The following is a 25,771-nucleotide window of genomic DNA, read 5'->3' on the forward strand; positions in this document are numbered from 1 at the left end:
CGCTGGAAAGAAGATGAATTATCAGAACGACGATTTACGCATTAAAGAGATCAACGAATTATTACCTCCCGTTGCGCTCCTGGAAAAATTCCCTGCTACCGAAAATGCTGCAAACACCGTTGCACATGCTCGCAAAGCGATCCACCAGATCCTCAAAGGCGATGATGACCGCCTGCTGGTGGTGATTGGGCCTTGTTCTATTCACGACCCGGCGGCGGCGAAAGAGTACGCTTCCCGTCTGCTGACCCTGCGCGAGGCGTTGAAGGGCGAGCTCGAGATCGTCATGCGCGTCTATTTTGAGAAACCGCGAACCACCGTCGGCTGGAAAGGGCTTATCAACGATCCCCATATGGATAACAGCTTCCGCATCAACGACGGGTTGCGCATTGCGCGCAAACTGCTGCTGGACATTAACGACAGCGGTCTGCCGGCGGCGGGGGAATTCCTCGATATGATCACCCCGCAGTATGTCGCCGATCTGATGAGCTGGGGCGCCATTGGGGCGCGTACCACCGAATCTCAGGTTCACCGCGAGCTCGCCTCGGGGCTCTCCTGCCCGGTGGGCTTTAAGAATGGTACCGATGGCACCATCAAGGTGGCTATCGACGCGATTAACGCCGCCGGCGCGCCGCACTGTTTCCTGTCGGTCACCAAGTGGGGCCACTCCGCTATCGTTAATACCAGCGGCAACGGCGACTGCCATATTATTCTGCGCGGCGGCAAAGAGCCGAACTACAGCGCGAAGCACGTGGCGGAAGTGAAAATCGGTTTGGCGAAAGCGGGTCTTCCGGCCCAGGTAATGATCGACTTCAGCCATGCCAACTCCAGCAAGCAGTTCAAGAAGCAGATGGAAGTGGGCGCCGACGTATGCCAGCAGATTGCCGGCGGCGAGCGCGCCATTATGGGCGTGATGATTGAAAGCCATCTGGTGGAAGGCAACCAGAGCCTCGAGAGCGGTGAACCGCTGACCTACGGCAAGAGCGTCACCGACGCCTGCATCGGCTGGGAGGATACCGAAACGATCCTGCGTCAGCTGGCGGAAGCAGTGAAAACCCGTCGCGGCTAAGCTACTCTGCGTTAGCGCAGGTCATAAAAAAAGCGTGGAGATTTCCACGCTTTTTTGTTTTGACCGGGGAAATTACTTCGCTTTACCCTGGTTGGCGACGGCAGCCGCTTTCGCCGCGATCTCTTCCGCATTGCCCAGATAGTAATGTTTGATCGGCTTGAAGTTTTCATCGAACTCATACACCAGCGGTACGCCGGTCGGGATGTTCAGTTCGAGGATCTCGTCTTCGCCCATGTTGTCGAGGTATTTCACCAGCGCGCGCAGGGAGTTACCGTGAGCGGCGATGATCACGCGCTCACCGCTTTTCAGGCGCGGCAGAATGGTTTCGTTCCAGTAAGGCACGACGCGGTCGATGGTCAGCGCCAGGCTTTCAGTGGTCGGCAGTTCGGCGTCGGTCAGTTTTGCATAGCGCGGGTCGTGGCCCGGGTAGCGCTCGTCGTCTTTGGTCAGCTCCGGCGGAGTGACAGCGAAGCCACGACGCCACTGTTTAACCTGCTCGTCACCGTATTTCTCAGCGGTTTCCGCTTTGTTCAGGCCCTGCAGCGCGCCGTAATGACGCTCGTTCAGCTTCCAGGATTTCTCAACCGGCAGCCAGGCCTGATCCAGTTCGTCCAGTACATTCCACAGGGTATGGATGGCACGTTTCAGCACGGAGGTATAAGCAAAATCAAAGCTGAAGCCTTCAGCCTTCAGCAGTTTACCTGCCGCTTTCGCTTCGCTAACGCCTTTCTCGGACAGATCAACGTCGTACCAACCGGTGAAGCGGTTTTCGTTGTTCCACTGGCTTTCGCCATGACGAACCAGTACCAGCTTAGTTACAGCCATTCTCTTACTCCTCTCTACACGCCATCCCTCGCGCCGCGAACGGTGCGCTGAATATGTTGGTGTATGTGTTATTGATTGATAACTATTCTCATTATATTGCCGTGATTTGGCTCACGGCAATGCTTATCCCTAACCATAGCGAAAATAGTGGCTCAGTGTAAGGTGCTTGTAAAACACAGGTTATTTTTTTGCCCTTTGGTGACGGAAAATAGAGCAGGTTGCTGAAAAAAGAGGCGCCAGAGAGGAGGGCGGGGACGAAAAGCAGCGCCCCCGGCGGAGGGCGCTGGCGATTATCGGGCGATAAACTGATATTCCGTCAGGCTGACGTACTCCTGGCCCGGACGTAACACACAGTCCGGCTGCGGCCATTCCGGATGATTCGGCGAATCCGGGAGGAATTCGCTTTCCAGCGCCAGCCCCTGCCAGTCGGCGTAGGGCTCTGTCGTCTGCGACGGGGTGCCGCCGAGATAGTTGCCGGAGTAAAACTGCAGCGCCGGAGCGGAGGTATAGACCGTCATCTGCAGCTTACCGTCCTGCGACCAGACCTGCGCCGCAGGCTGACTGGCGTCGCCTCCGGCGTCCAGCAGGAAGGCATGATCGTATCCTTTCACCTTTTGCTGATCGGCGTCGGCGAGGAAGTCGGCGGCGATGGTTTTCGGCTGGCGGAAATCAAAGCTGGTGTTAGCAACATCTTTGAGTTCACCACCCGGGATACCGTCGCTTTCCACCGGCAGATACCTCTGGGCGAGGATCTGCAACTGGTGCTGGCGCACGTCGCGCTGTTCACCGTCGAGGTTGAAATAGACGTGATTGGTCATGTTCACCGGGCAGGGTTTATCCACGGTGGCGCGATAGGTAATCGCGATGCGGTTATCGTCGGTCAGACGATAGTGCGCGGTGGCCTGCAGCGTGCCGGGAAAGCCTTGATCGCCATCGGGCGAGGTCAGGGCGAAGAGCACTTCCTGCTCGTCGGCGCGGACGATGCGCCAGCGACGTTTATCAAACCCTTCGGGGCCGCCGTGGAGCTGGTGGCCCGCGTCGTTTGACGGCGTGACGTTGACGAGCTGGCCGTCAAGCGGGAAGCGGCTATTGCCGATGCGGTTGGCGTAGCGGCCTACCGAGGCGCCAAGAAACGCGGCCTGGCGGGCATAGTCCTCCAGCTTCGCGCAGCCCAGCAGCGGGCGGCGCAGGCTGCCATCGGCCAGCGGCACCTCGGCGCTGAGCAGCGTTGCGCCCCAGTCCGCCACGGTGACGGTCATCCCCGCCTTATTGCGCAGGGTTACCTGCTGCCATGGCTGGCCGTCCGGCGCCAGCGCGGTGGTTTGCGTTACCATTGGCCAGCCCCCTGTGACGGTTTGCAGACATAGAACGTCTCTTTAATTCCGGTTTTCGCTTCATACTCGTTGGCAACGGCCTGCTGCACGGTATCGACCAGATCTTCCGGGACCAGCGCTACCACGCAGCCGCCAAAGCCGCCGCCGGTCATGCGCACGCCGCCTTTATCGCCGATTGTCGCCTTGACGATCTCCACCAGGGTGTCGATCTGCGGGACGGTGATCTCGAAATCATCGCGCATCGAGGCGTGGGATTCGGCCATCAGCTCGCCCATCTGCTTCAGGTCGCCTTTTTCAAGGGCGCTGGCGGCTTCTACGGTGCGGGCATTCTCCGTCAGCACATGGCGTACCCGCTTCGCGACGACCGGATCCAGCTCATGGGCGACGGCGTTGAATTGCTCAAGGGTGACATCGCGCAGAGCGGGCTGCTGGAAGAAGCGCGCGCCGGTCTCGCACTGTTCACGACGGGTGTTGTACTCGCTGCCGACGAGGGTGCGCTTAAAGTTGCTGTTGATGATGACCACCGCCACGCCTTTCGGCATCGAGACGGCTTTGGTGCCCAGAGAACGGCAGTCGATCAGCAGCGCATGGTCTTTTTTGCCCAGCGCCGAAATCAGCTGATCCATGATGCCGCAGTTGCAGCCGACGAACTGGTTTTCCGCCTCCTGGCCGTTGAGGGCGATTTGCGCGCCATCCAGCGGCAGATGATAGAGCTGCTGGAACACGGTGCCGACGGCGACTTCCAGCGAGGCTGAGGAGCTTAACCCCGCACCCTGCGGCACATTGCCGCTGATCACCAGATCCGCGCCGCCGAAGTGGCTGTTCCGCTGCTGCAGATGCTTCACCACGCCGCGGACATAGTTCGACCACTGCTGGCTGTCGTGGCTGATAATCGGCGCGTCGAGAGAGAATTCATCGCTCTGATTGTCGTAATCGGCGGCAATCACCCGCACGGTACGATCGTCGCGCGGCGCACAGCTGATCACCGTCTGGTAGTCGATAGCGCAGGGCAGCACAAAGCCGTCGTTGTAATCGGTATGCTCGCCGATCAGGTTGACGCGGCCTGGCGCCTGAATGACATGGCTGGCCGGGTAACCGAAGGCCTCAGCAAACAGGGTTTGGGTTTTCTCTTTCAGACTCATCATTACACTCCGGATTCACGAAAATGGACGTCGCTGACGGCGCGCAGTCGTTCGGCAGCTTGCTCGGCGGTCAGATCGCGCTGCGTTTCGGCCAGCATTTCGTAGCCAACCATAAACTTGCGGACCGTCGCGGATCGCAGCAGCGGCGGATAAAAGTGGGCGTGGAGCTGCCAGTGGTTATGGTTTTCGTCGTTAAACGGCGCGCCGTGCCAGCCCATGGAGTAGGGGAATGAGCACTGGAACAGGTTGTCGTAACGGCTGGTCAGCTTTTTCAACGCCAGCGCCAGATCGCTGCGCTGGGCGTCGGTTAAATCGGTAATACGCTGCACGGGCGCTTTCGGCAGCAGCAGCGTTTCAAACGGCCACGCGGCCCAGTAGGGCACGACCGCCAGCCAGTGCTCGGTGTCGACCACGGTGCGGCTGCCGTCGGCCAGTTCGCGCCGGGCATAGTCCAGCAGCATTGGCTGGCCCTGGCTGGCGTAATATTCTTTCTGCAGACGGTCTTCCCGTTCCGCTTCATTGGGCAGGAAGCTGTTGGCCCACACCTGACCATGCGGGTGCGGGTTGGAGCAGCCCATCGCTGCCCCTTTATTTTCAAAGACCTGTACCCACGGATAGCTTTTTCCAAGGTCCGCGGTCTGTTCCTGCCACGCTTTAACCACGCCTTCCAGCGCTTCAAGGCTCAGCTCCGGCAGCGTTTTGCTGTGGTCTGGCGAGAAGCAGATCACCCGACTGGTGCCGCGCGCGCTCTGGCAGCGCATCAGCGGATCGTCACTCTCCGGGGCGTCCGGGGTGTCGGTCATCAGGGCCGCAAAGTCGTTGGTAAACACGTAGGTACCGGTGTAATTCGGATTCGTGTCGCCGGTGACCCGGGTGTTGCCCGGGCACAGGAAACAGTCCGGATCGTGGGCCGGCAAGGTCTGTTTTGCCGGCGTTTCCTGCGCCCCCTGCCAGGGGCGCTTGGCGCGATGCGGAGAAACCAGAATCCACTGCCCGGTTAACGGGTTATAACGACGATGCGGATGGTCAACGGGGTTAAATACGCTCATGAAGGTTCCTTAGTCTGGATAACCCTGCGGATGGCGGGACTGCCAGTGCCAGGTGTCCTGCGCCATTTCGTCCAGGTTGCGCGTCACGCGCCAGTTCAGCTCGCGGTCGGCCTTGGCGGCATCCGCCCAGTAGGCCGGGAGGTCGCCATCGCGGCGCGGCGCGAAATGGTAGTTAATGGGTTTGCCGCAGGCTTTGCTGAAAGCATTGACCACGTCGAGCACGCTGCTGCCGACGCCGGCGCCAAGGTTGTAGATATGGACCCCGGCTTTGTCAGCCAGTTTTTCCATGGCCGCGACGTGACCGTCAGCGAGGTCCATCACGTGGATATAATCGCGCACGCCGGTGCCATCTTCGGTCGGGTAGTCGTTACCAAACACGGCCAGCGATTCACGACGACCAACGGCGACCTGGGCGATGTAGGGCATCAGGTTATTCGGGATCCCCTGCGGGTCTTCCCCCATGTCGCCCGACGGGTGGGCGCCGACCGGGTTGAAGTAGCGCAGCAGGGCAATGCTCCACTCCGGCTGGGCTTTCTGCAGGTCGGTCAGGATCTGCTCCACCATCAGTTTGCTTTTACCGTAGGGGCTTTGCGGGGTGCCGGTCGGGAAGCTTTCGACATACGGGATTTTCGGCTGGTCGCCGTAGACGGTGGCGGAGGAGCTAAAGATGAAGTTCTTCACGCCCGCGGCGCGCATGGCGGAGACTAATTTCAGTGTGCCGGTGACGTTATTGTCGTAATATTCCAGCGGTTTGGCGACGGACTCCCCGACGGCCTTCAGCCCGGCGAAGTGGATCACCGCTTCAATGGCGTGGTCGTGGAGGATCTCGGTCATCAGCGCTTCATTACGAATATCGCCTTCAATAAAGGTGGCTTTTTTGCCGCCGAGACGCTCAATCACCGGCAGTACGCTGCGCTTGCTGTTGCAGAGATTGTCGAGGATCACCACCTCATGCCCCTGCAGCAGCAGTTGAACGCAGGTATGACTTCCAATGTAACCGCTACCACCTGTAACCAGAACTTTCATGATTCGCTCCATTCGGCTTATCGTGTATGAGGAAGATAGCATATCAAAGAAGTGAAAAGTGTGACACAGAACAAGTTAGTGGAATCGTTTACACTTGAGGGTGAAACGACATCATTTAATTTATTTTGTTTTATATACAATTGGTTATATGAGGTTGGCGCTATTTTTCTGAAAAATACCAGGGATCTTTCGATCCCCGGCAGGAGGCGTCAGGCCACGGGGCCGAGCTGATAAGTGTAACCGTCTCCACTGGGAACGAATACCAGGCGATGGGTAATACAGTCCGGGGCATCTTCCGCATGGTGCGAGACAAACAGCAGCTGCGTGGCGCCTTCGCCAATCAGGACGTCGACAAAGCGGCGTACCAGCTGGCGATTGAGGGGATCCAGCCCCTGCAGCGGTTCATCGAGGATCAGCAGGGTTGGATGCTTGACCAGCGCGCGAACGATAAGCGCCAGCCGCTGCTGGCCCCACGACAGGCTCTGAAACGGCGCGTCGGCGGTGCGCTTATCGATGCCGAGAATATCCAGCCATTGCTGCACCAGCTTATGCTGTTTATCGGACACCGCCTGATAAATGCCGATCGAGTCAAAATAGCCCGACAGAATAACGTTGCGGACGTTGGTGCTGACCCGGTAGTCCAGATGCAGGCTGCTGCTGACGTAGCCGATATGCTTTTTAATATCCCAGATGGTCTCGCCGCTGCCGCGGCGGCGGCCAAAGAGGGTGAGATCGTTGCTGTAGCCCTGCGGATGATCGCCGGTGATAAGGCTCAGCAGCGTGGATTTACCGGCGCCGTTGGGGCCGACGATCTGCCAGTGTTCGCCCGGGCTCACGGTCCATGAGAGGTGGTTGATGACCGGACGATCGTTGTAGGAGACCACGCCGTCATTGAGCACGATACGCGGCGCCGAGTCTGCCAGCGCACGACGGGCTGGTGGTACATCTGGCTCAGGCAAGGTGATGCCGTCCAGTTTTTCACTGTGCGCCAGCTGAGCGACCAGCGCCTGCTGCAGAAGAGCGCGCTTCTCGCCGGTCTCGCTGAGGAGGCAATCAGCCAGCACGCCGGCGTATTGCACAAACTCCGGGATCTCATCGAAGCGGTTGAGCACCAGCACCAGGGTGAGGCCGGCGCGATGCAGGTCGGCCAGCAGCGCGGCCAGCTGCTGGCGGGAGTTGACGTCGAGGCCGTCGAAAGGCTCGTCGAGGATCAGCAGCTGCGGATCGCTCATCAGGGCCTGGCACAGCAGGGTCTTACGCGTTTCGCCAGTGGACAGATACTTAAAGCGGCGGTCCAACAGGGCGCTGATGGCAAACTGTTCGGCAAGCTGCGCGCAGCGGGCAGGATCTTTCACCTCGTCCTGAATAATCTCCGCAGTGGTGCGGCCGGTATCTTCTTCTCCGGGGCTAAGCAGGTCGGTGTTATTGCGCTGCCACTCGTCGCTGACCAGCTTCTGCAGCTGTTCGAAGGAGAGGCGGGTTACGCGGGAGAAGTGGCTTTCGCGCTGGCCGCTGAGCAGGGTCAGGTCGCCGGCCAGGGCTCGCGCGAGGGCGGATTTGCCGCTGCCGTTGCTGCCGACGAACGCCCAGCTTTCACCCGCCGCCACGCTCAGGTGGTCTATTTTTAAGGTTTTTGTATCGCTCAGGCGAAACGTGCCTTGCGAAATTTGCAATGATGACATGATGTATCCCATTTTTTGCAGCGATGTGCATCAGGGATACGACTTCAGGCGCGTAATGTCAATGGGGTCAGCATAACGTAGCGAGAATGATGCGATCGGCGTTGAAGTAAGCGATCGCCTCCGTCCCTTCCGCCAGGCCAGACGTCTGCGCCTGTGGCAGAGTGGCGCACAGGGTCTGGCCGTCCGCGAGGGTCATCAGCACTTCGCACTGCCCGGAGCCGCATTCGATATGGCTGATACGACCCGACAGCTGGTTCTCGGCCTGGCGGGCCACCGCCGGGTCGAGGGTGATGCCGACCCAGGGCGCTTTCAACAGAACCAGCACCTCCTGGCCCTCATCGAGCCCCAGCTTTTCAGCGCTCTGGGCGGTAATGGCGACGTTCAGGCGGGTTTGCCCGTCGGCCAGCAGCACCTCGACGTGCTGCTGCACCTGCTGGCGATCGCGGCCGGTAATGGTGCCGAACCACTGGTTGCGGGCGCTGGTCTGCAGGGAAAAGCGCGAGATGGCCGCCAGCAGGCTGTCCAGTGGCAGGGCGTCGTCATCGCTGAGGACATCAAACGCTTTCTGCTGGATCTGCGCCAGCAGATCGTACAGTTGGATCAGACGCTGCCCGTAGCGGGTCAGCACCGCGCCGCCGCCGCCTTTGCCGCCGGTGGCGCGATCCACCAGCGGCTGTTCGCTGAGCTGGTTCATCTCGTTGATGGCATCCCACGCGCTTTTATAGCTGATACCCGCGTGCTTCGCCCCCTGGCTTATCGAACCGGTCTGGTCAATCTGTTTGAGCAGGGCGATCCGCCGGGGGTCGGCAAACAGGCGCTGCTGTAGCTTAAGGGTGAGAAGAATTTCGGCCTGCATAATCGTTTCCTGACAAAAAAGCGTATTGTGACCGATAGTCACCCAGTTGCAAAACCTCTCTGCGCGGTTTGTCATTAACCACCGCACAAATGGGGCGTGTTTTTTCGGCTGAAACCGTTACAATCAGGGAATCATACTATCTGGAGTGAACCATGTTAGAGCTTTTGAAAAGTCTGGTTTTTGCGGTCATCATGGTACCGGTGGTGATGGCGGTCATCCTGGGATTGATTTACGGTCTTGGCGAAGTGTTCAACCTCTTCTCCGGCGTAGGCCACAAAGATCGCAGCCAGCAAAATCATTGATTTCCCGGCGCCCGGTTTAACCGGGCGCTGTGCTATTTCCCTCCTGTATCATTTCCCTTCGTTTTATTGTCCTGTGTCACTATAAAAATGCTCTGCATATCGTTATATTGTCGAATACATAACGCATTGACAGGAGATTCAGATGGCAGGTTCTTGGTTACGCGGGGTTATCGGGGTATCACTCACGCTGTGCGTCGCGGGTCAGGCGCTGGCGGCAGAGGGGAAAGTGACCGTTTTCGCCGCCGCATCGTTAACCAACGCGATGCAGGATATCGCCCAGGCGTATAAGAAAGAGAAAAACGTCGAGGTCGTCTCGTCGTTTGCCTCGTCGTCGACGCTGGCGCGGCAGATTGAAGCAGGCGCCCCGGCGGATCTGTTTATCTCCGCCGATCAAAAGTGGATGGACTACGCGGCTGACAAAAAGGCCATCGATCCGGCGACCCGCGCCACCCTGCTTGGCAACAGCCTGGTGGTGGTGGCGCCGAAAGCCAGCGCGCAGGGTGCGATTACCATTGATGAGAAAACCGACTGGACCAGCCTGCTGAAAGGGGGCCGTCTGGCGGTGGGCGATCCGCAGCACGTTCCGGCAGGGATCTACGCCAAAGAAGCGCTGCAGAAACTGGGCGCCTGGGAGACCCTGTCGCCGAAGCTTGCGCCGGCGGAAGACGTGCGCGGCGCGCTGGCGCTGGTGGAGCGTAGCGAAGCGCCGTTGGGCATCGTCTACGGATCGGATGCTGTGGCCAGCAAAGGGGTGAAAGTGGTGGGCACCTTCCCGGAGGCGTCGCATCAGAAAGTCGAATACCCGCTGGCGATTGTCGATGGCCATCGCAATGCGGCCGTGAGCGCTTTCTATGACTACCTGAAAGGGCCGGAAGCGTCCGCGATTTTCCAACGTTACGGATTTACCACCCGCTGATGTTTCTGAGCGAACCCGAATGGCAGGCGGTGCTGCTGAGCCTGAAAGTCTCCTCCCTGGCGGTGGCCTTGAGCCTGCCCTTTGGCATCTTTTTTTCCTGGCTGCTGGTCAGGCGCACCTTCCCCGGCAAGGCGCTGCTCGACAGCCTTCTCCATCTGCCGCTGGTGCTGCCGCCGGTGGTGGTGGGATATCTGCTGCTGGTGGCCATGGGGCGGCGCGGGTTTATTGGCAGCTGGCTGTATGACTGGTTCGGCATCAGCTTTGCCTTCAGCTGGCGCGGGGCGGTGCTGGCGGCGGCGGTGATGTCTTTCCCGCTGATGGTGCGCGCCATCCGCCTGGCGCTGGAGGGGGTGGACATCAAACTGGAGCAGGCGGCGAGAACCCTCGGGGCCAACCGCTGGCGGGTATTTTTCACCATTACGCTGCCGCTGACTCTGCCGGGAATTATTGTTGGCACGGTGCTGGCCTTCGCCCGCTCGTTAGGGGAATTTGGCGCGACCATCACCTTCGTCTCCAATATTCCCGGCGAAACGCGTACCCTGCCTTCGGCGATGTACACCCTGATCCAGACTCCGGGCGGGGAGGGGGCGGCGGCTCGTCTGTGCCTCATCGCTATCGGCCTGGCGCTGGTCTCGCTCTTGATATCAGAATGGCTGGCCCGCGTGAGCCGCCAGCGTATAGGAGGATAATGATGCTGGAGCTGGACTTTACCCAGACCCTCGGCAGCCACTGTCTGCAGATCCGTGAAACGCTGCCCAGCAGCGGGATCACCGCCATCTTTGGCGTCTCCGGCGCCGGGAAAACGTCGTTGATCAACGCTATCAGCGGCCTGACCCGGCCGCAGGCGGGGCGGATCGTGCTCAACGGCAGGGTGCTGAACGACACCGCGCAGCGTATCTGCCTGGCGCCGGAGCAGCGGCGGATCGGCTATGTCTTTCAGGATGCGCGCCTGTTTCCCCACTATAAAGTGCGCGGCAATCTACAGTACGGCATGGCGAAATCCATGGTCAGCCAGTTCGATAAGCTGGTGGAGCTGCTGGGGATCGCTCCCTTGCTGGATCGCCTGCCTGGCCGGTTATCCGGCGGCGAAAAGCAGCGTGTAGCCATCGGCCGCGCTTTGCTGACCGCGCCGGAGCTGCTGCTGCTGGACGAGCCGCTGGCCTCGCTGGATATTCCGCGCAAACGCGAACTGTTGCCCTATTTGCAGCGACTGGCGCAGGAGATCCATATTCCGATGCTTTACGTCAGCCACTCGCTGGACGAGATCCAGCATCTGGCCGATCGCGTGCTGGTGCTGGAGGCCGGTAAGGTGAAGGCTTTCGGTCCGCTGGAGGAGGTCTGGAGCAGCAGCGTGATGCACCCCTGGCTGCCGGCGGAACAGCAGAGTACGATCCTCAGCGCCACCATCGCCGCGCAGCATCCGCAGTACGCGATGACCGCGCTGACGCTGGGGGATCAAATGCTGTGGGTCAACCGGCTCGAACGTCCCGCAGGTGATACCGCGCGGATCCGCATTCAGGCGTCGGATGTTTCGCTGGTGCTGGCCCAGCCGTCCGCCACCAGCATCCGCAACATCTTGCGCGCCGAGGTGGTTCAGTGTCTGGAGGTCAACGGACAGATCGAGGTTCAGCTCAGGGTGAGCGGCCATCCTCTGTGGGCTCGAATCAGCCCGTGGGCGCGGGATGACCTGGCGATAGCGCCAGGCCAGCAGGTGTTTGCCCAGATCAAAAGCGTGTCGATCGCCGCCTGATCACAGCAGCTGACGGTAGATAAACTCGGCGATGCTGGCGGACTCATTGTCGCCGATGACCACGTTGGCGCGGGCTTTGACCTCGTCCACCGCATTGCCCATCGCCACCCCGGTGCCTGCTGCTTCCAGCATACTCAGATCGTTGTAGTTATCGCCGAAGGCCACCACATTCTGCATCGACAGCCCCTGGTCAGCGACCCACTGCGCCAGGCGTTTGCCTTTGCTGTTGCCGGCGCGGGCAATATCCACCTGGTCGTGCCACGACCATTCGCACGCCAGGCCCAGCGTCTCGCCGACCTCCTGCGCAAAGCGCTGCAGACGGGGAATGTCATCGTCGGTGAGGGCGAATTTCCATACCGCTTTGACCTCGCGGACCGCCTGCGCCAGCGAGTCGACCTGGCTGAAGACCGGGCGCTGATCCTCCGGTAGCGCCTGCGCCCAGTTGCGGGTGCGGATCACATGCCCGGTGGGCTGTTCGTAAAGCATCGCGTCATCCACATAGGCCAGACCGTGGATCTGCTGTTCGGCGAGCATGGCGGTGAGGCTTACCGCGTGTTCCACCGACATAGGATCGGCCGCCAAAACCTTTTTTGCGTGATAATCATACAAATAAGTGCCATTACAACAAATTGCAGGTGTATCGAGGGCCAGTGCCTGATAAAAAGGATGAATAGCGACGTGATGACGTCCGGTAACGACGATCACCTGGTAGCCCGCCTCTCTGGCGCGGGCCAGCGCTTCCAGCGAAGCGGGCAGGATGGTTTTTTTGCTGGTAAGCAGGGTGCCGTCTAAATCCAGGGCAATCACGCGTGTTGTCATGTGTTATTTCCGGTTGATGTTGAAAATTACCTGGCCATGATGGTACACCGCCGTGGCGTCAGGACCAATTTTTCCACATCTGCCGTGAATGTCTGTATGCCCTTTGTGCCGCCTTCCGTCGGTAATTCGGTCGGCGATGCGAGTATCATGGGCGGATGTCTTATAATTTTCAGGGTGCTGTTATCCTGAAAATGAAAAATCCACGTGCAGTGAGGGAAGGAGTAGTCATGAAACAAACCGTTTATACCGCCAGCCCGGAAAGCCAACAAATCCACGTCTGGAGTCTTGAAGCGGACGGCAAACTGACGCTGGTGCAGGTGGTTGATGCCCCGGGTCAGGTCCAGCCGATGGTGGTCAGTCCCAATAAGGAGTATCTGTACGTTGGCGTTCGTCCGGAGTTTCGCGTGTTAGCTTATCGCATCACGCCGGATAACGGGGCGTTGACCTTTGCGGGAGAAGCGGCGCTGCCGGGCAGCCCGACCCACATTTCTACCGATCATCATGGCCGCTTTGTCTTCAGCGCCTCCTACAATCAGGGCTGCGTCAGCGTGACCCCGCTGCAGGATGGCCTGCCGGCTGAAACTATCACCGTGGTGGAAGGGCTGGAAGGCTGCCACTCGGCCAATATCTCCCCGGACAACCGTACCCTGTGGGTGCCGGCGCTGAAGCAGGATCGCATCTGCCTGTTTACCCTCAGCGAAGATGGTTTCCTCTCCGCCCAGGAGCCAGCGGAAGTCACCACCGTCGAGGGGGCGGGTCCGCGCCACATGGTGTTCCATCCGAACCAGCAGTATGGTTACTGCGTCAATGAGCTGAACAGCTCAATTGACGTTTGGGAGCTGAAAGACCCGAATGGCAACATCGAATGTGTACAAACTCTGGATATGATGCCGCCTGATTTCACCGGCGTGCGCTGGGCGGCGGATATTCATATCACTCCGGACGGGCGTCATTTGTACGCCTGCGATCGTACCGCCAGCATCATCACGGTGTTCAGCGTGTCGGAAGATGGTAGCGTGCTGGCGGTGGAAGGCTATCAGCCGACCGAGACCCAGCCGCGCGGCTTCAATCTCGATCACAGCGGTAAGTATCTGATTGCCGCCGGGCAGAAGTCGCACCATATCGCGGTGTACGAAATTACCGGCGAGCAGGGGCTGCTGCAGGAGAAAGGCCGCTATGCGGTCGGGCAGGGACCGATGTGGGTGGTGGTCAACGCTCACTGATCCGTCAGGCGGTAAAAGAAAAAACCTCGCGTGAGCGAGGTTTTTTTGATCAGAGCGGACAGGCTCTGTAGGGAAGGTGTTGCCCTGGTAGACCTGAAGCGTGATGGCTTTAGATATCGTCCATGGTGTAGCCGACGACAATCTCCAGCGTTTTACGGATCACGTCTGCGGTCACCACGTCATCGGTGCTTTCCAGCGCCTGAATCAACCATAAAATAATGGCCTTATTGTTCAGGTGACCCTCGGACTGGAGAATACTGTTGATGGCCAGCGACATCACGGCGGACTCATCAACCAGCTTATCACCGGCGTTACGGAAATAGTCGGAGAGCGCGGTGTCCTGCAGTCCTGCGTAAATATCGGGTTGCTGATGCATAGTCTGTCTCATCACATTCTCACTCTGTGTTATTCACCATGGTTGGGAGACTCAGTGGATCTTTTTACCTTCCAGCGCCATGGCGCTTTGTGTCGGCGAACCTCGGGTTTCCCAACGGCCATTGATTTTCTTTACCTGCAAAGGCGCTTGCTTGCGCTGACGGGCAAGCTTCGCGCAAATTTCTTCGATCACAGCAGCGATGAGCTTTCTTCGCTGTCGGTCTGACTCTGTCGCCTGCATCAACCGAAGTCGCACCAGCAGGGTCGGAGTGGTAATCGGGCGATTCGTTTTCAGAAGCGCGAGCACCGCCTCGCCGATGATCTCATCGGTGATTTCCTCAGTTTCACTGCTATTCATAACCGTCTCTCTGCATGCCACTCTCTCCCTGAATCTGCGAACGGGCATTCAGGTCAGCAGCAGGTTTGTGGAAGCGATCGCCCCTCATCTGCTACTGCGGCGCAACAGGCGACGATCGATGACGTTATTCCTGACCGGCAAACAGCAGACCAATTAAGGTCTGATAGTGACTCTCTTCCTCTGGGGCACGGGCGCGGTCGAGGCGGCTCAACAGTTTGGTGCACAGCGCTTTGCGGTTGAGATTACGCCCTTCGTTGAGAATATCCATCACAATCTGACCCAGCGTTTCCTGCTGGGAAGGTAACGATGCTTTGTTGAAATACTGGGCAATTGCGTTCGCTGTATCTGGAATGTAACCATTCTGCTGCATATGTGCTCCTTTCATTTCATTCATCTGTTAACTGCTATTAAACTTATACAATATTTACTAACCTGTACACACAAAGTTGCACAGAAATGATTAAAAACGTGTTAACGTTTTGATTTATAATCGGTTAATTTTTTATGTTTGGTGTGTTTCTGGCTTGTGAAGGTAGGGTTTAGCGTTGCATGTTGTACAAGAAAAGAAAAATGAAAAAGCCTTGCACAAAAAAGGGATTTTTAGTGTATCTTTTTTGTTAAGACAAAACGTAGTTTTACAAGACGATTAGCCTGATAACTGCTACTGTGAATGCTTACCCTCCCATCTGGAATCACTATGCTAACCACCATCATTTATCGCAGCCATATCTGCGACAATGTCTCATTCAAATCGATCGAGGCCATGGTCGCCAGGGCAAACGAAAGAAATGGGCAGGCGGACGTCACCGGTATTTTACTTTTTAACGGGACGCATTTTTTTCAACTCATTGAGGGGCCTGAAGAAAAGGTTCGGGATATTTATCAGCATATTTGCCGCGATCCCCGCCACTATAACCTGGTGGAGCTTCTGTGCGACTATGCGCCGTCCCGCCGTTTCGGTAATGTCGGCATGGAACTGTTTGATTTACGCGAACATGATCGCGAGGAAGTGCTGCAGACGGTGATGGACCGCGGGACCTCAAAATATCAGCTCACCTATGACGACCGGGCACTGCAATTTTTCCGTACCTTCGTCGAATCAACGGAAAAAGCGAACTATTTTGAGATTCCTTCCGCTGACAGCTGGGTATTCATCCCCGATCAGAATACTTTCTATCCTGATACCCCGATAATTGATAATAAGGAAAGCTGGTCCTTTGCCTTCCAGCCGATCGTCGACCCTTTCGCCTGCGAAATTATTTCGTGGGAAGCGCTGTTACGCACACCGGACGGCCAGTCGCCTGGCGCCTATTTTGCCGGGCTTTCCGGGGACGACATTTATCTCGCCGATCTGCACAGTAAACGGGTGGCGCTGTCGCTGGCGGGGAAATTAGGCTTACGCAATAAGGCGTTAAGTATTAATCTACTGCCGATGACGCTGGTTAAAGCGCCGAACGCGGTGGGTTTCCTGCTCGATCAAATTCAGCGGAATGATCTTATTCCTGAGCAGATTATTGTCGAGTTTACCGAGCGGGAAGTGATTTCGCGGATGGATGATTTTACCGATGCGGTGCGAAAGCTAAAGGGGGCGGGCATCAATCTCGCCATCGACCACTTCGGCGCCGGGTTTGCCGGGCTGTCACTGCTGGCGCAATACCAGCCCGACAGAATTAAAATCGACCATGAGCTGATCCGCAATATCCACCAGGATGGGCCGCGCCAGTCGATTGTACAGGCGATTATCAAATGCTGTTTTTCACTGGAGATTGCGGTCTCAGCCGTCGGCGTTGAGCGCGCTGAAGAGTGGATGTGGCTGGAATCAGCCGGTATTTCGCAGTTTCAAGGGAATTTGTTCGCCAGCGCGCGTCTGGGAGGCTTGCCCGCCGTCGCCTGGCCAGAGAAAAAATGATCCATCTCGAAATCAGCTAATTATTTTTTCATCTTTTTCCCAAGCGCTGTGAGCCACAACCTGATATCTTTATCTGTACAAGAAAATAGAGTTGTACAGGATGCCTGAATTCGTTAGTTTAGGTATTAAAGTATCAGATTGATGTGAGGCTGCTATGGCGTTTTACAGTATCGGTGAGGTAGCCGAACGTTGCGGAATCAATCCGGTCACACTGCGCGCCTGGCAGCGTCGTTACGGTCTACTGAAACCGCAGCGTAGCGAAGGTGGGCATCGACAATTTGATGAAGAAGATATCCTGCGCATTGAAGAGATCAAGCGCTGGATAGAGCGCGGTGTATCAGTAGGGAAAGTTAAAGCGCTGCTGGAGGATAACCTGCCGGCGGCGCGCGACGAATCCGCGCATCTTCAGGAAGAGATGATGTCCATTCTGCGTTATATGCAGCCTGCCAGAATCCGTGCCAAATTAATGGCGCTAAGCCATCAACACCCCGTCGACACGCTCATCGACAGCCTGTTAGTGCCGGTACGTCAGCGTCTGAAGCTCGATCAGAATACCTCGCTGGTGATTAGCAGTATGCTGGATGGTCTGTTGATTGACTGCGTGGCGCTGTTTCTTGCCGAAGCGCGTAAGAAGAACGGCAGGGAGACGCTGCTGGTGGGCTGGAGCAATGAGGACAGGACCCGTCTGTGGCTGGAAGCATGGCGTCTTTCCCAGCGTGGCTGGCACGTCAACGTCCTCGCCGAACCGCTGGAGTCGCCGCGGCCCGAGCTGTTTCCCGGCCAGCATATCTTCGTCTGGACCGGACGCGCTGCCACCCCTCTGCAGGAAGAGCTGCTCAGCCACTGGCAAGAGCAGGGCTTCAGCATCCATTTTCACGGTAATAATTAATCGCCCCGATCCGCAAAGCAGACCGGGGCTAACGCGCCGGGTTACAGGTGGATCTGGCTCCAGGATTTAAAGGTTTCGCTGCGGCTGATATTAAAAAAATCGGTCCTACCGCTACAGCCGAGCTTTTTAATCAGATTCAGCCGGATCTGATAAATGGTTTTAATATGCAGATTCAGCGACCGGCCAATGCTGGCGACCGCTTCGCCATTGCTGATAAGTTGAATCACTTTCTTTTCCCGCTCGGTAAACTGCACCGAGGCGCCCGGCGCCGGGTGGGTTTTATAGTAGCGGGTGGGCTGGTGCAGAAATATCTTTAACTCTTCCGGCGTTGAATTGGCCGGTAAGCGCAGCATAGGCAGTTCACTCAGAAAATTAAGATCGTTGCCTTCGGTTAACAGAATAAATAACGTATCCCGACGGTTATAGTTGTGCTGCAGTACTGCGAAATAATTGTCGCTGGTAAAGAAAACATGTTTTTTGCGAAAGTAAGATGCCGGCAGACTATTCAGGATCAGCGACATCCCGTAGAGAAGAAAACGATTATCAAACCACAGATCGTAATGTTCAGTACGATAGCAGGTATTATGGTGTGACATTTTATTTGCCTCAGTTAGCCGATAGAGACCCAGGCGTGCCGGCACCGCGGGGGTGAGCCTGCTGCCAGCTCCGCGGGGTTAATTAATGATGAGGTTTGCTGGACAGCATATCCAGCGCCTGCAAATAGAGGTCGGAAAGTATTTCATTACTTTCCGTTTGCAGGCGATGCTGGATTTCCGTAATCATCCGCTCATTATTTATCGTTCTGTGCTGCTTAATGAGCGTATTTTCAATATTCTTCATCAGGGCCGAATTGAAGACAAACTCTGCTGGAATGGTATTTTTAATATGCATAGCTCGAACTCTCCCACGTATAACGCAAACTGACAATAAAAGTCGCTACGTACCATTGGTACGCGCTAAGTCACGAACAGGAAATGCAAAACCAGGAACCACCGCCTGACTTGCCGCGCCACCGTTAAACATCCCCGCTTCGTTGCGCAACAAGCAGTTAACACTCCAAAACTATAGACGGTGATTCTGCTATGTACAACTTTTTTCAGGACTATATGTACAACGGAACGACTTATTTTTGTATTTTGTATTAATTGATTGATTTTAAAGAATTTTGTTGTTTGCATTACTTGTACATAAAATCCGGTTTGTGCAAGATACCTTTGTAAAACTGGCGGGAAGAGGCTGACGATAATGAGAAGGTGATGTTTTGACCGGCGTGCTGGATGAAATAGCGCCGACGCAGGAAGGGGTACACAGCAACTCTGTCGTCGACAGGTGGCTTTCTTCCGCGTCGGACGCTGATCATAACGAAAAGCAGGTGAGGTTTTGTCTTTTTTTTGCACAATTAGGTAAAGGGAAACACATCGGTCATTTCGTTGTCGGTTTGCTCAGTTTGTTGGCGGATAAGGGGTGTGCTACGCTTTTTAATACCGATGTGGCGGTTCGGCATCGTTATCTTTCCCCCATTTCCCTCTCGGGCTTTTCCCCTTGTCCCGACGGATAAATATGGCAGAAGCTATCTGTCCATGGACAGGCCTTGAAGACTGAGGAGGGAAAATGCGCGGTAGAACCGTAATGCTCCTGGCCGGGTTAGCGACTCTCGCGCAGGCGAAAGAGATTAACCTCTATTCGATGAATACCGGTTCCTATGTTTACCATTTGACCAATAACCATGGGCAATATACTGAGAATTTCGAAAACCACTTTTTCTCAGTGGAACGTAAATTCTCAGAAGACTCGAAATACAGTCTGCTGATTGGCACTATGAATAATAGCTTCGACGATCGCTGCCTGGCGCTGGGCGTGAGAAGAGACTGGTACCACAACGGCAGCGGATGGACCTTCAAAGGCATTTACGGCTATACCGGCGAATTCTTCTTCGACGCCTTCGAGCATTGCGGCGATCATGGCTCCTATAAAGATTTTAAGGATGCCACCGGGATCGGCTTTTCACCTTATATTTACCATGCCATCCAGTACAACTTTACCGACTATTTCGCTCTTGAGAGTGGCATCATTATTCCCAGCGTGTTTGTGATCAGCATTCAGTGGAGCTTCCGCTAAATCGCCGCGTTGTCGGTTACAGGGTTATCACCTTCTTGAGCAGCGTACTGGAGAGCGCGGCAAGGGAAATGAGCACCGACAGGACAAACGTTAGCGCAATCACTCCCAGCTTGGTGGCTAACGAGTGTATAGGGATCAGCATCACCAGCAGGTGAAAAACGGAGTAGTGCAGAATATAGACCCCGGTCATCGCTTTGCTAACCGTCGCCAGCACCGCCTCCTTCAGCTCGCGGTTCTTTTTAAACTGCACGGCGTTAGCGGCGATCACCAGCAGGACGATCAGAATATAAATCTGCGACCCCGTGAGAATGAACGCATTGCGATCGGCTTTAAACAGCGCGAAGAAAAAGTGGCGCTCATAAAACCAGGTAAATAAATAGACAAAGGGCAGGGCGATAATCGACCCTTTAATGACCCGCGGGTCGCGTATCCACTCCGTGACTCGCGGATCGTTAAACAACTGCCCGGTTAAATAAAAAAGTAGCCATGTCCACAGACGATACTGCGGCGCCAGACTGAAAAGATGTCTTTCCGGATAGAGCACTGAGAGCAGGTCGTAACCATAAGAGCAGCACAGCAGCGTCAGGACCACGGTGAAAAACAGGCCGCGCCGCTGACTGAGCCAGGCAATCAGGGGATGGAAGGTATAGATGACGATCAGGGCGAAAATAAACCAGGGCTGGATCAGGTAGCCGCGCTGATAAGGCTCCCAGACATAATAGACCGTCATCCAAAACAGAAAGACGATCACCACGCTTTTAATTTTGCCAATTTGCCAGTTGGCGTCGTGGCGCGTCTGCGCATCAAGATAGCCGGCTACCACAAAAAACAGCGGCGTGGCGATGGTCGAGACGAAGGTCAGCAGCCCGAGGATCCAGTGATAGTCATAATCAAAGCGATCCCAGGTGTTATAGATGGTGAAAAAAGTCACCGCTGTCATACAGCCGAGTGTCTTAATAATGCTCAGACCGGTACTGTTCATCGTTGATGCGTCATATCCTTATGGTGAAAGCAGGCGTAAATCACCGGCAGAACCAGCAGCGTCAGCACGGTGGCGAAGGCCAGACCGAACATAATCACCACCGCCATACTCTGGAAAAAAACATCGCGCAGCAGCGGGGCAAGGCCAAGCACGGTGGTGAAGGCGGTCAGCAGGATTGGCCGCAGACGGGATGTTGCCGCATCAATGATCGCTTGTCGTTGATCTTTCTCTTGTTTTTGTTGCTCTATCTCTTCCACCAGCACAATGCCGTTGCGGATCAGCATGCCGCTGAGGCTGAGAAGGCCGATTAAAGCCATAAAGCCGAAGGGGATGCCAGTCAGCAAAAAGCCGGGCGTGACGCCGATCAGCGCCAGCGGGACGGTCAGCCAGATGGCGACGGCGTTTTTTAGCGAACTGAACATCAGCACCGTAATGATAAACATCACCAGATAGCCAAGCGGTAGGGTCGTGAACAGCCCTTGCTGCGCCTCACTGGAATTCTCCGCATCGCCGCCCCATTCGATACGGTAGCCATGCGGCAGCGTCAATGCGTCAATGCGCGGTTTCACCCGGGCGAGAATATCACCCGAGGTTTGGCCGCTTTGCGGACTGGGGTCGGTCTGGACCGTCAGCACCCGGGTGCGATCCCGGCGGAGAATCAATGGATCTTCCCACTCCAGTGAGAAGCCATGGATGACGTTACTCAACGGGATATACTGCTGGCGGCTCTGGCTCCAGACCAGCACGTTATTCAGGTGGTTGGCATCCTGTCGCTCCGTTGCCGGCGGCCGGACGATCACCGGCAGCAGATCGGCGCCCTCGCGATATAACCCGGCGCGACTGCCGGAGAAATTCATCTCCAGCGCATGATCAATGTCCTGTTTATCCACCCCCAGCTCGCGCCCCAGCGCCGGGGAGTACTGTGGGCGGATCACCTTGCTGCGGTTCTGCCAGTCGTTACGCACGCTGTCGGTGGCCGGATCTTCGGCGAGAATATCGCTCACCTGACTGGCCAGCGCGCGCAGCGTATCCGGGTCAGGGCCCTTAATGCGCACTTCAATTGCGCTATCCCCGGAGGGGCCGAACATAATGCGTTTAGTGCTGGCGTTCACCTGCGGGTAGTTTCTGGCGATCCAGGCTTCCACGTGGCGGGTGACGGGGGCGATGCCGCGCTGGTCGTCCATCCGCACCATAATTTGCGCGTAGTTGCTGTACTGCCGCTGGCCGCTGTAGGTAAGAATAAAACGCATACTGCCCTGGCCAATGGTGGCGACGGTGGTGACTACCCCCGGCTGGCCGGCGATCGACCGCTCAATATCGCGGGTCATCTGCTCGGTGGCGTTAATATCGGTACCGTAGGGGAGCCACAGGTCGACAAAGAAAATGGGCGTATTCGATGACGGAAAGAAATTCTGCCGAACGAAGGTGAAGCCCCAGATAGCCGCGGCCAGCAGGGCGCCCATCAGCACCAGGGTCACGGTCTTTTGCTGCAGCAGTATTCGCAGCGTCTGCTGATAGCCGCGATAAAAGCGGCCGCGGTATGGATCGGCTTTTTCCGCCGACGCGGCGGCCGACGGGGCGTGTTTAAACAACCACCACTTAATGAGTACCGGCGTGATGGTCAGGGCGGAGAACCAGCTTAGCATCAGCGAGATCAGCAGCACCTGGAACAGGGATTTGCAATACTCCCCGGTGGAGTCCTGCGAGAGGCCAATCGGCGCGAAGGCGAGGATGGCGATGATCGTGGCGCCGAGCAGCGGCAGGGCGGAGCGGCGGATCACATAGTTAATGGCGCCCAGCAGCGGCGAACCTTGCTGGCGGGCGATCAGCACCCCTTCGACAATGACGATGGCATTGTCCACCAGCATACTCAGGGCGATGATCAGCGCCCCGAGGGAGATCCGCTGTAACTCTATCCCCCAGATATACATGATAAGCAGGGTGCCGAGAACGTTGAGCGCCAGCGACAGAGCGATAATGATCCCGCTGCGTACCCCCATGAACACCAGCAGCACGCCGACCACGATCGCCAGGGCCATCAGGAAGTTGGTAATAAAGCCATTGACCGAGTGGGCGACCTCTGCCGCTTGATCGTAAAAAATGGCGATGTCGATCCCCGCCGGTTTGTCGGCGGCCATCTGCTGGAGGCGGGCTTCAAGGGCGTGCCCGACGTCAATGACGTTGACGCCAGGAATAAAAGAGACCCCCATGGTCACCGCCTGGCGGCCGTTGGCATGATAGGTACTGGACGGCGAGTCGGTCAGCCCGCGCGACAGTGTGGCAATATCCCGCAGTCGGGTGGTGGCGCTGGCGCCGTGAGGGCTGACCAGCAGATCCCCCAGCTCATCGATGCTCTGAAACTCCCCGGTGGGGTGAAGGCGGATCGATTCGCTGCCAACGCGGATCTCTCCGGCGCTGGACACCACGTTGAGCCGGGTCAGGATAGCGGCGAGCTGGTTGAGCGTGATCCCGCGCGCCGCCATCTTCGCCAGCGAGATATCAACATTGATCTGTTGCGGAATGACGCCGCCGATAGCGACTTTACCGACCCCAGGAACCAGCACCAGCTCCCGACGCAGCTGTTCGGCATAGCGCACCAGTTCGGGGTTGGTAAAACTGTCGCCCGAGATGGCGAAGAAAAAGCCAAACACATCGCCAAAGTCGTCATTGACGAAGGGGGTCACGACGCCAGGCGGGAAAAGTCGGCTGGCGTCACCGACGCGGCGACGTAGCTCATCCCAGATTTGCGGCAGCTCGCTGGAATGGTACTGCGAAGCGATATTCACCGTAATTTGCGATAAGCCATTTGAGGAGATGGAGCTGACGTTATCCAGTGAGGGAAGCTGCTGAATCGCATTTTCCAGCGGCAGGGTCACCTCCTCCTCCACCTGCTGAGCGGACGCGCCAGGGTAGTGGGTGACGATCACCGCCGTTTTAATGGTGAAGGCCGGATCTTCCAGACGGCCGATATTGAGCAGGGCGAACAGACCCCCCACCCCCAACAGCAGAATGGCTAACCAGACGCGGGTCGGGTTATTAATAAACTGACGGGAAATGTCCATTTATAATCCTCGTTCACGCGTCCAGATCCGCACCGGCTGCCCGGCATGCAGCTCGCTCACGCCCGCCGCGACCACCTGCTCACCCGCGTGGAGACCGTCGGTGATAGTCACTCCCTGCGCGGTCACCTCGCCGACGGTGACTTTGCGCTCTTCAAGAAACCGATGCGCATTGTCGCCTTTCACCACCCAGACGATGGGTTCATTCTTCGGCCGGTTATCCGGGTTAAACACCGCCTCCACTGGCACCACGAGGGTTTCCTTTCCGGCGCTGGCCGGTAAATTGCCAAGGTTGACCGTCACGGTGCCGCTAACCCCGCCGACGGTGGGAAAATCATCCGGCCGCGGCATGGTTAAAATGATCTGCCAGGTGAGGGTGCTGTTATCGCTGCTGCCGGTATGCTCTTTGTATTCCGCCGTAAATTCGCGGCCCGGCAGGGTATTGATCCTGACGACGGGACGGTAGGCGGTATTACGGATATCCAGGGAGGTGAACAGATTTTCGGGAATGCTGAAGACTACATCCAGCAGGTCGGTCCGCGTCAGGGTGATCACCGGCTGGCCGGCGGCGACCACCTGATGGTTGCGGATATGCACGCCGGCGGCAATCCCGCCGAAGGGCGCGGTGAGGCTCATTTGCGCCAGCTCTTCACGGGCGATTTTTAAGGCCGCGTTGGCGGCATCGCGATTGGCGCGCTGCACGTCCATTTCCGCCTGGGAGATGGCCTGACGTCCCGCCAGGGTCTGGAAGCGGTCGAACTGACGCTGGGCGAGGGTGGCCGCCGTTTGTCGCTCATTGACCCGCTGTTGGGCCTCGCGGGCATTCAGGCGCGCCAGCGTTTGTCCCTGAGCGATGGTCGCCCCCTGGCGAATATCCAGCGATTCCACCTGGCCCCCCCGCTTAAACGACAGCTCGGTGGAGTCGCCAGACTCGATACGTGCCGGAAACGTTCGCTGCTGGGTATTGCCCACGGCGGTCACCTGCGCCACCTTGACCATGCGCGGGGCGGACTCGACGGACGGCGATTTCTGATCGCAAGCGGTTGCCAATAAAATAACAACCGGGATGAGAGAAAAATAACGGTTCACAGTATTCCCCTCAGATTCAGGATTTATTTTACATTTTTATTACGCGGCGCACGCTTATTCGGCGAGGGCGGCGACAACCAGATAGGTGAATAGTCCCACCAGCGTGCAGGCGACAATGGCCAGCGCGACAAAGAATCCCAGACGTAACAGGCTATAACCAAACATGATTTTCTCCCTTAACACCCACCCGAACCGCGAATGTCATTTAATTCGGCCCTCGCTGTGACCACTGGACATTCGGAGCGGCACTCCTGCTTGTAATCAGCATAGTCGGAGAAAAGGTGAAGTGTTAAAAAAGTGAATACCCCGAGCGTTGGCGGCATCGTTGGGGAAAGGGCAGGAGATTCGCAGGTGATAAGAGCTTTTTATAATATTTTTCAGTCTATTAATCCGTCATTTTCTAATGTTAATTTTCCTGTGCTACGTTTAATAACATCTATTCCGCTCGCCGCTTCTGTTGTTGAGATTTCGTTCCTCCCCAAGTATGGGGTTATTCATCACTACGCATTGTATTGGTAATAAAAGGATTATCTCATGTATAAAAATATCGTTGTTCCCGTTGACGTTTTTGATGCAGGCCTGGCCGACAAAGCGCTCTCTCATGCAAAATTCCTTGCCCAACATTCTGCCGGGCAAATTCATCTTGTCCATGTCATTCCGGCATTCTCTCCGGTGTTAACGCGTGGATTTATCTCTGATGCCCGAAAGATGGAAGACCATTTGATTACTACCGCTAAGGAAAAACTGACCGAGCTGGTCAAAAAAAATGGCCTGGCGGAAGACGCCAGCCATCTTTATGTGCGCAGTGGCAATGTTCGCGATCAAGTGATCGCCCTGGCCGATGAGCTAAAAGCGGACGTAGTGATTGTCGGTTCACGCAATCCGGGGATCCAGACTCACCTGCTGGGCTCGGAAGCGGCCAATATCGTGCGCTATGCCCATGTACCGGTTTTCGTTGTGCGCTGATGACGGCGGGATGTCGTTCTGACTTCCGCTTCATAA

At 56.8% G+C, this 25,771-nt stretch carries 27 protein-coding genes; 11 read left to right on the forward strand and 16 right to left on the reverse strand.

The window, feature by feature from the left end:
- The first annotated feature begins 13 nt into the window (after positions 1–13).
- The gene (gene aroG / locus CE636_RS23230; protein ID WP_017899607.1) at positions 14–1,066 is read left to right on the forward strand and encodes a 3-deoxy-7-phosphoheptulonate synthase AroG; all 1,053 of its coding nucleotides are present in this window, start codon (positions 14–16) and stop codon (positions 1,064–1,066) included.
- 72 nt (positions 1,067–1,138) lie between these two features.
- Here aroG and gpmA read toward each other — a convergent pair whose 3' ends face one another.
- The 7 genes from gpmA to modE form a co-directional block, all read right to left on the reverse strand.
- Entirely contained in the window at positions 1,139–1,891 is a 753-nt protein-coding gene (gpmA, locus tag CE636_RS23235) for a 2,3-diphosphoglycerate-dependent phosphoglycerate mutase (protein WP_002895089.1), read from the reverse strand.
- Positions 1,892–2,181: 290 nt separating this feature from the next.
- Positions 2,182–3,225, reverse strand: a complete 1,044-nt coding sequence (gene galM / locus CE636_RS23240; RefSeq protein ID WP_017899608.1) for a galactose-1-epimerase — start codon at positions 3,223–3,225, stop codon at positions 2,182–2,184.
- On the reverse strand, positions 3,219–4,367 hold the full coding sequence (gene galK / locus CE636_RS23245) for a galactokinase (RefSeq protein WP_025999183.1): 1,149 nt from the start codon (positions 4,365–4,367) through the stop codon (positions 3,219–3,221). The genes galM and galK overlap by 7 nt, the downstream gene beginning before the upstream one ends.
- 2 nt (positions 4,368–4,369) lie before the next feature.
- A complete protein-coding gene (gene galT, locus CE636_RS23250; RefSeq protein WP_004886023.1) occupies positions 4,370–5,416 on the reverse strand; it encodes a galactose-1-phosphate uridylyltransferase in 1,047 nt (348 codons plus the stop codon).
- A gap of 9 nt (positions 5,417–5,425) precedes the next feature.
- The gene (gene galE, locus CE636_RS23255) at positions 5,426–6,442 is read right to left on the reverse strand and encodes a UDP-glucose 4-epimerase GalE (RefSeq protein WP_017899610.1); all 1,017 of its coding nucleotides are present in this window, start codon (positions 6,440–6,442) and stop codon (positions 5,426–5,428) included.
- 209 nt (positions 6,443–6,651) lie between these two features.
- Complete coding sequence (modF, locus tag CE636_RS29200; protein ID WP_017899611.1) at positions 6,652–8,124, reverse strand: molybdate ABC transporter ATP-binding protein ModF; 1,473 nt, start codon at positions 8,122–8,124, stop codon at positions 6,652–6,654.
- 67 nt (positions 8,125–8,191) lie between these two features.
- On the reverse strand, positions 8,192–8,980 hold the full coding sequence (modE, locus tag CE636_RS23265; RefSeq protein WP_017899612.1) for a molybdenum-dependent transcriptional regulator: 789 nt from the start codon (positions 8,978–8,980) through the stop codon (positions 8,192–8,194).
- A gap of 152 nt (positions 8,981–9,132) precedes the next feature.
- Between modE and CE636_RS23270 the strand changes: the two genes are divergently transcribed.
- The 4 genes from CE636_RS23270 (at position 9,133) to modC (ending at position 11,948) form a co-directional block, all read left to right on the forward strand.
- On the forward strand, positions 9,133–9,282 hold the full coding sequence (locus CE636_RS23270) for an AcrZ family multidrug efflux pump-associated protein (RefSeq protein ID WP_002895156.1): 150 nt from the start codon (positions 9,133–9,135) through the stop codon (positions 9,280–9,282).
- A gap of 142 nt (positions 9,283–9,424) precedes the next feature.
- On the forward strand, positions 9,425–10,198 hold the full coding sequence (gene modA, locus CE636_RS23275; RefSeq protein ID WP_004886031.1) for a molybdate ABC transporter substrate-binding protein: 774 nt from the start codon (positions 9,425–9,427) through the stop codon (positions 10,196–10,198).
- Positions 10,198–10,887: a molybdate ABC transporter permease subunit gene (gene modB, locus CE636_RS23280; protein WP_017899613.1), complete on the forward strand. Its 690-nt coding sequence runs from the start codon at positions 10,198–10,200 to the stop codon at positions 10,885–10,887. Before modA ends, modB begins: the two co-directional genes overlap by 1 nt.
- 2 nt (positions 10,888–10,889) lie before the next feature.
- Positions 10,890–11,948 (forward strand): molybdenum ABC transporter ATP-binding protein ModC, encoded by a 1,059-nt coding sequence (gene modC, locus CE636_RS23285; protein WP_004886036.1) that lies wholly within the window; start codon positions 10,890–10,892, stop codon positions 11,946–11,948.
- On the opposite strand, the gene CE636_RS23290 is transcribed toward modC, so the two are convergent.
- Entirely contained in the window at positions 11,949–12,767 is an 819-nt protein-coding gene (locus CE636_RS23290) for a pyridoxal phosphatase (RefSeq protein WP_004886041.1), read from the reverse strand.
- 227 nt (positions 12,768–12,994) lie between these two features.
- On the opposite strand from CE636_RS23290, the gene pgl reads away from it, so the two are divergent.
- On the forward strand, positions 12,995–13,990 hold the full coding sequence (gene pgl, locus CE636_RS23295; RefSeq protein WP_017899615.1) for a 6-phosphogluconolactonase: 996 nt from the start codon (positions 12,995–12,997) through the stop codon (positions 13,988–13,990).
- Positions 13,991–14,099: 109 nt separating this feature from the next.
- Here the strand turns inward: pgl and CE636_RS23300 are convergent, their stop codons facing one another.
- The 3 genes from CE636_RS23300 to ycgZ form a co-directional block, all read right to left on the reverse strand.
- A complete protein-coding gene (locus CE636_RS23300; RefSeq protein WP_004886050.1) occupies positions 14,100–14,366 on the reverse strand; it encodes a biofilm development regulator YmgB/AriR family protein in 267 nt (88 codons plus the stop codon).
- Positions 14,367–14,417: 51 nt separating this feature from the next.
- A complete protein-coding gene (locus CE636_RS29205) occupies positions 14,418–14,723 on the reverse strand; it encodes a hypothetical protein (RefSeq protein WP_017899616.1) in 306 nt (101 codons plus the stop codon).
- Between the two features lie 124 nt (positions 14,724–14,847).
- On the reverse strand, positions 14,848–15,093 hold the full coding sequence (gene ycgZ, locus CE636_RS23310) for a regulatory protein YcgZ (protein WP_017899617.1): 246 nt from the start codon (positions 15,091–15,093) through the stop codon (positions 14,848–14,850).
- 327 nt (positions 15,094–15,420) lie between these two features.
- Between ycgZ and CE636_RS23315 the strand changes: the two genes are divergently transcribed.
- Positions 15,421–16,632 (forward strand): diguanylate phosphodiesterase, encoded by a 1,212-nt coding sequence (locus CE636_RS23315; RefSeq protein WP_017899618.1) that lies wholly within the window; start codon positions 15,421–15,423, stop codon positions 16,630–16,632.
- A gap of 154 nt (positions 16,633–16,786) precedes the next feature.
- Positions 16,787–17,521, forward strand: a complete 735-nt coding sequence (locus CE636_RS23320; protein ID WP_017899619.1) for a MerR family transcriptional regulator — start codon at positions 16,787–16,789, stop codon at positions 17,519–17,521.
- A gap of 41 nt (positions 17,522–17,562) precedes the next feature.
- Here CE636_RS23320 and CE636_RS23325 read toward each other — a convergent pair whose 3' ends face one another.
- Both CE636_RS23325 and CE636_RS23330 read right to left on the reverse strand, forming a co-directional pair.
- Complete coding sequence (locus CE636_RS23325; RefSeq protein WP_017899620.1) at positions 17,563–18,117, reverse strand: helix-turn-helix transcriptional regulator; 555 nt, start codon at positions 18,115–18,117, stop codon at positions 17,563–17,565.
- Between the two features lie 82 nt (positions 18,118–18,199).
- Positions 18,200–18,412 carry a biofilm development regulator YmgB/AriR family protein gene (locus CE636_RS23330; RefSeq protein ID WP_004886058.1) on the reverse strand — a complete coding sequence of 71 codons (213 nt, stop codon included), beginning with the start codon at positions 18,410–18,412 and terminating at the stop codon, positions 18,200–18,202.
- 370 nt (positions 18,413–18,782) lie between these two features.
- Here CE636_RS23330 and CE636_RS28975 point away from each other — a divergent pair, with 370 nt between their 5' ends.
- Both CE636_RS28975 and CE636_RS23340 read left to right on the forward strand, forming a co-directional pair.
- Positions 18,783–19,079, forward strand: coding sequence for a hypothetical protein (locus CE636_RS28975; RefSeq protein ID WP_164852339.1), 297 nt, complete (start codon positions 18,783–18,785; stop codon positions 19,077–19,079).
- Between the two features lie 53 nt (positions 19,080–19,132).
- Positions 19,133–19,639 (forward strand): hypothetical protein, encoded by a 507-nt coding sequence (locus tag CE636_RS23340; protein ID WP_017899621.1) that lies wholly within the window; start codon positions 19,133–19,135, stop codon positions 19,637–19,639.
- A gap of 16 nt (positions 19,640–19,655) precedes the next feature.
- On the opposite strand, the gene CE636_RS23345 is transcribed toward CE636_RS23340, so the two are convergent.
- The 3 genes from CE636_RS23345 to CE636_RS23355 are packed head-to-tail and all read right to left on the reverse strand — an operon-like array spanning position 19,656 to position 24,769.
- Complete coding sequence (locus tag CE636_RS23345) at positions 19,656–20,579, reverse strand: acyltransferase (protein ID WP_074186554.1); 924 nt, start codon at positions 20,577–20,579, stop codon at positions 19,656–19,658.
- 38 nt (positions 20,580–20,617) lie between these two features.
- Positions 20,618–23,683, reverse strand: coding sequence for an efflux RND transporter permease subunit (locus CE636_RS23350; RefSeq protein WP_017899623.1), 3,066 nt, complete (start codon positions 23,681–23,683; stop codon positions 20,618–20,620).
- The gene (locus CE636_RS23355; protein ID WP_017899624.1) at positions 23,684–24,769 is read right to left on the reverse strand and encodes an efflux RND transporter periplasmic adaptor subunit; all 1,086 of its coding nucleotides are present in this window, start codon (positions 24,767–24,769) and stop codon (positions 23,684–23,686) included.
- A 534-nt stretch (positions 24,770–25,303) separates the two neighbouring features.
- Here CE636_RS23355 and CE636_RS23360 point away from each other — a divergent pair.
- The gene (locus tag CE636_RS23360) at positions 25,304–25,735 is read left to right on the forward strand and encodes a universal stress protein (RefSeq protein WP_004886076.1); all 432 of its coding nucleotides are present in this window, start codon (positions 25,304–25,306) and stop codon (positions 25,733–25,735) included.
- Positions 25,736–25,771 lie beyond the last annotated feature (36 nt).

The organism is Klebsiella sp. LY (genome assembly GCF_004010915.1).
GTDB lineage: Bacteria > Pseudomonadota > Gammaproteobacteria > Enterobacterales > Enterobacteriaceae > Klebsiella > Klebsiella quasipneumoniae.

Coding starts and splice junctions, on each gene's coding strand:
- pgl (WP_017899615.1), top strand. CDS start 12,995: ATGAAACAAACCGTTTATACCGCCAGCCCGGAAAGCCAACAAATCCAC.
- modA (WP_004886031.1), top strand. CDS start 9,425: ATGGCAGGTTCTTGGTTACGCGGGGTTATCGGGGTATCACTCACGCTG.
- modE (WP_017899612.1), bottom strand. CDS start 8,980: ATGCAGGCCGAAATTCTTCTCACCCTTAAGCTACAGCAGCGCCTGTTT.
- CE636_RS23315 (WP_017899618.1), top strand. CDS start 15,421: ATGCTAACCACCATCATTTATCGCAGCCATATCTGCGACAATGTCTCA.
- CE636_RS23325 (WP_017899620.1), bottom strand. CDS start 18,117: ATGTCACACCATAATACCTGCTATCGTACTGAACATTACGATCTGTGG.
- CE636_RS23345 (WP_074186554.1), bottom strand. CDS start 20,579: ATGACAGCGGTGACTTTTTTCACCATCTATAACACCTGGGATCGCTTT.
- gpmA (WP_002895089.1), bottom strand. CDS start 1,891: ATGGCTGTAACTAAGCTGGTACTGGTTCGTCATGGCGAAAGCCAGTGG.
- aroG (WP_017899607.1), top strand. CDS start 14: ATGAATTATCAGAACGACGATTTACGCATTAAAGAGATCAACGAATTA.
- modC (WP_004886036.1), top strand. CDS start 10,890: ATGCTGGAGCTGGACTTTACCCAGACCCTCGGCAGCCACTGTCTGCAG.
- CE636_RS23290 (WP_004886041.1), bottom strand. CDS start 12,767: ATGACAACACGCGTGATTGCCCTGGATTTAGACGGCACCCTGCTTACC.
- galK (WP_025999183.1), bottom strand. CDS start 4,367: ATGAGTCTGAAAGAGAAAACCCAAACCCTGTTTGCTGAGGCCTTCGGT.
- CE636_RS23330 (WP_004886058.1), bottom strand. CDS start 18,412: ATGCATATTAAAAATACCATTCCAGCAGAGTTTGTCTTCAATTCGGCC.
- CE636_RS23300 (WP_004886050.1), bottom strand. CDS start 14,366: ATGCATCAGCAACCCGATATTTACGCAGGACTGCAGGACACCGCGCTC.
- CE636_RS29205 (WP_017899616.1), bottom strand. CDS start 14,723: ATGAATAGCAGTGAAACTGAGGAAATCACCGATGAGATCATCGGCGAG.
- CE636_RS23340 (WP_017899621.1), top strand. CDS start 19,133: ATGCGCGGTAGAACCGTAATGCTCCTGGCCGGGTTAGCGACTCTCGCG.
- galM (WP_017899608.1), bottom strand. CDS start 3,225: ATGGTAACGCAAACCACCGCGCTGGCGCCGGACGGCCAGCCATGGCAG.
- CE636_RS23350 (WP_017899623.1), bottom strand. CDS start 23,683: ATGGACATTTCCCGTCAGTTTATTAATAACCCGACCCGCGTCTGGTTA.
- modF (WP_017899611.1), bottom strand. CDS start 8,124: ATGTCATCATTGCAAATTTCGCAAGGCACGTTTCGCCTGAGCGATACA.
- galT (WP_004886023.1), bottom strand. CDS start 5,416: ATGAGCGTATTTAACCCCGTTGACCATCCGCATCGTCGTTATAACCCG.
- modB (WP_017899613.1), top strand. CDS start 10,198: ATGTTTCTGAGCGAACCCGAATGGCAGGCGGTGCTGCTGAGCCTGAAA.
- CE636_RS23270 (WP_002895156.1), top strand. CDS start 9,133: ATGTTAGAGCTTTTGAAAAGTCTGGTTTTTGCGGTCATCATGGTACCG.
- CE636_RS23360 (WP_004886076.1), top strand. CDS start 25,304: ATGTATAAAAATATCGTTGTTCCCGTTGACGTTTTTGATGCAGGCCTG.
- ycgZ (WP_017899617.1), bottom strand. CDS start 15,093: ATGCAGCAGAATGGTTACATTCCAGATACAGCGAACGCAATTGCCCAG.
- galE (WP_017899610.1), bottom strand. CDS start 6,442: ATGAAAGTTCTGGTTACAGGTGGTAGCGGTTACATTGGAAGTCATACC.
- CE636_RS23320 (WP_017899619.1), top strand. CDS start 16,787: ATGGCGTTTTACAGTATCGGTGAGGTAGCCGAACGTTGCGGAATCAAT.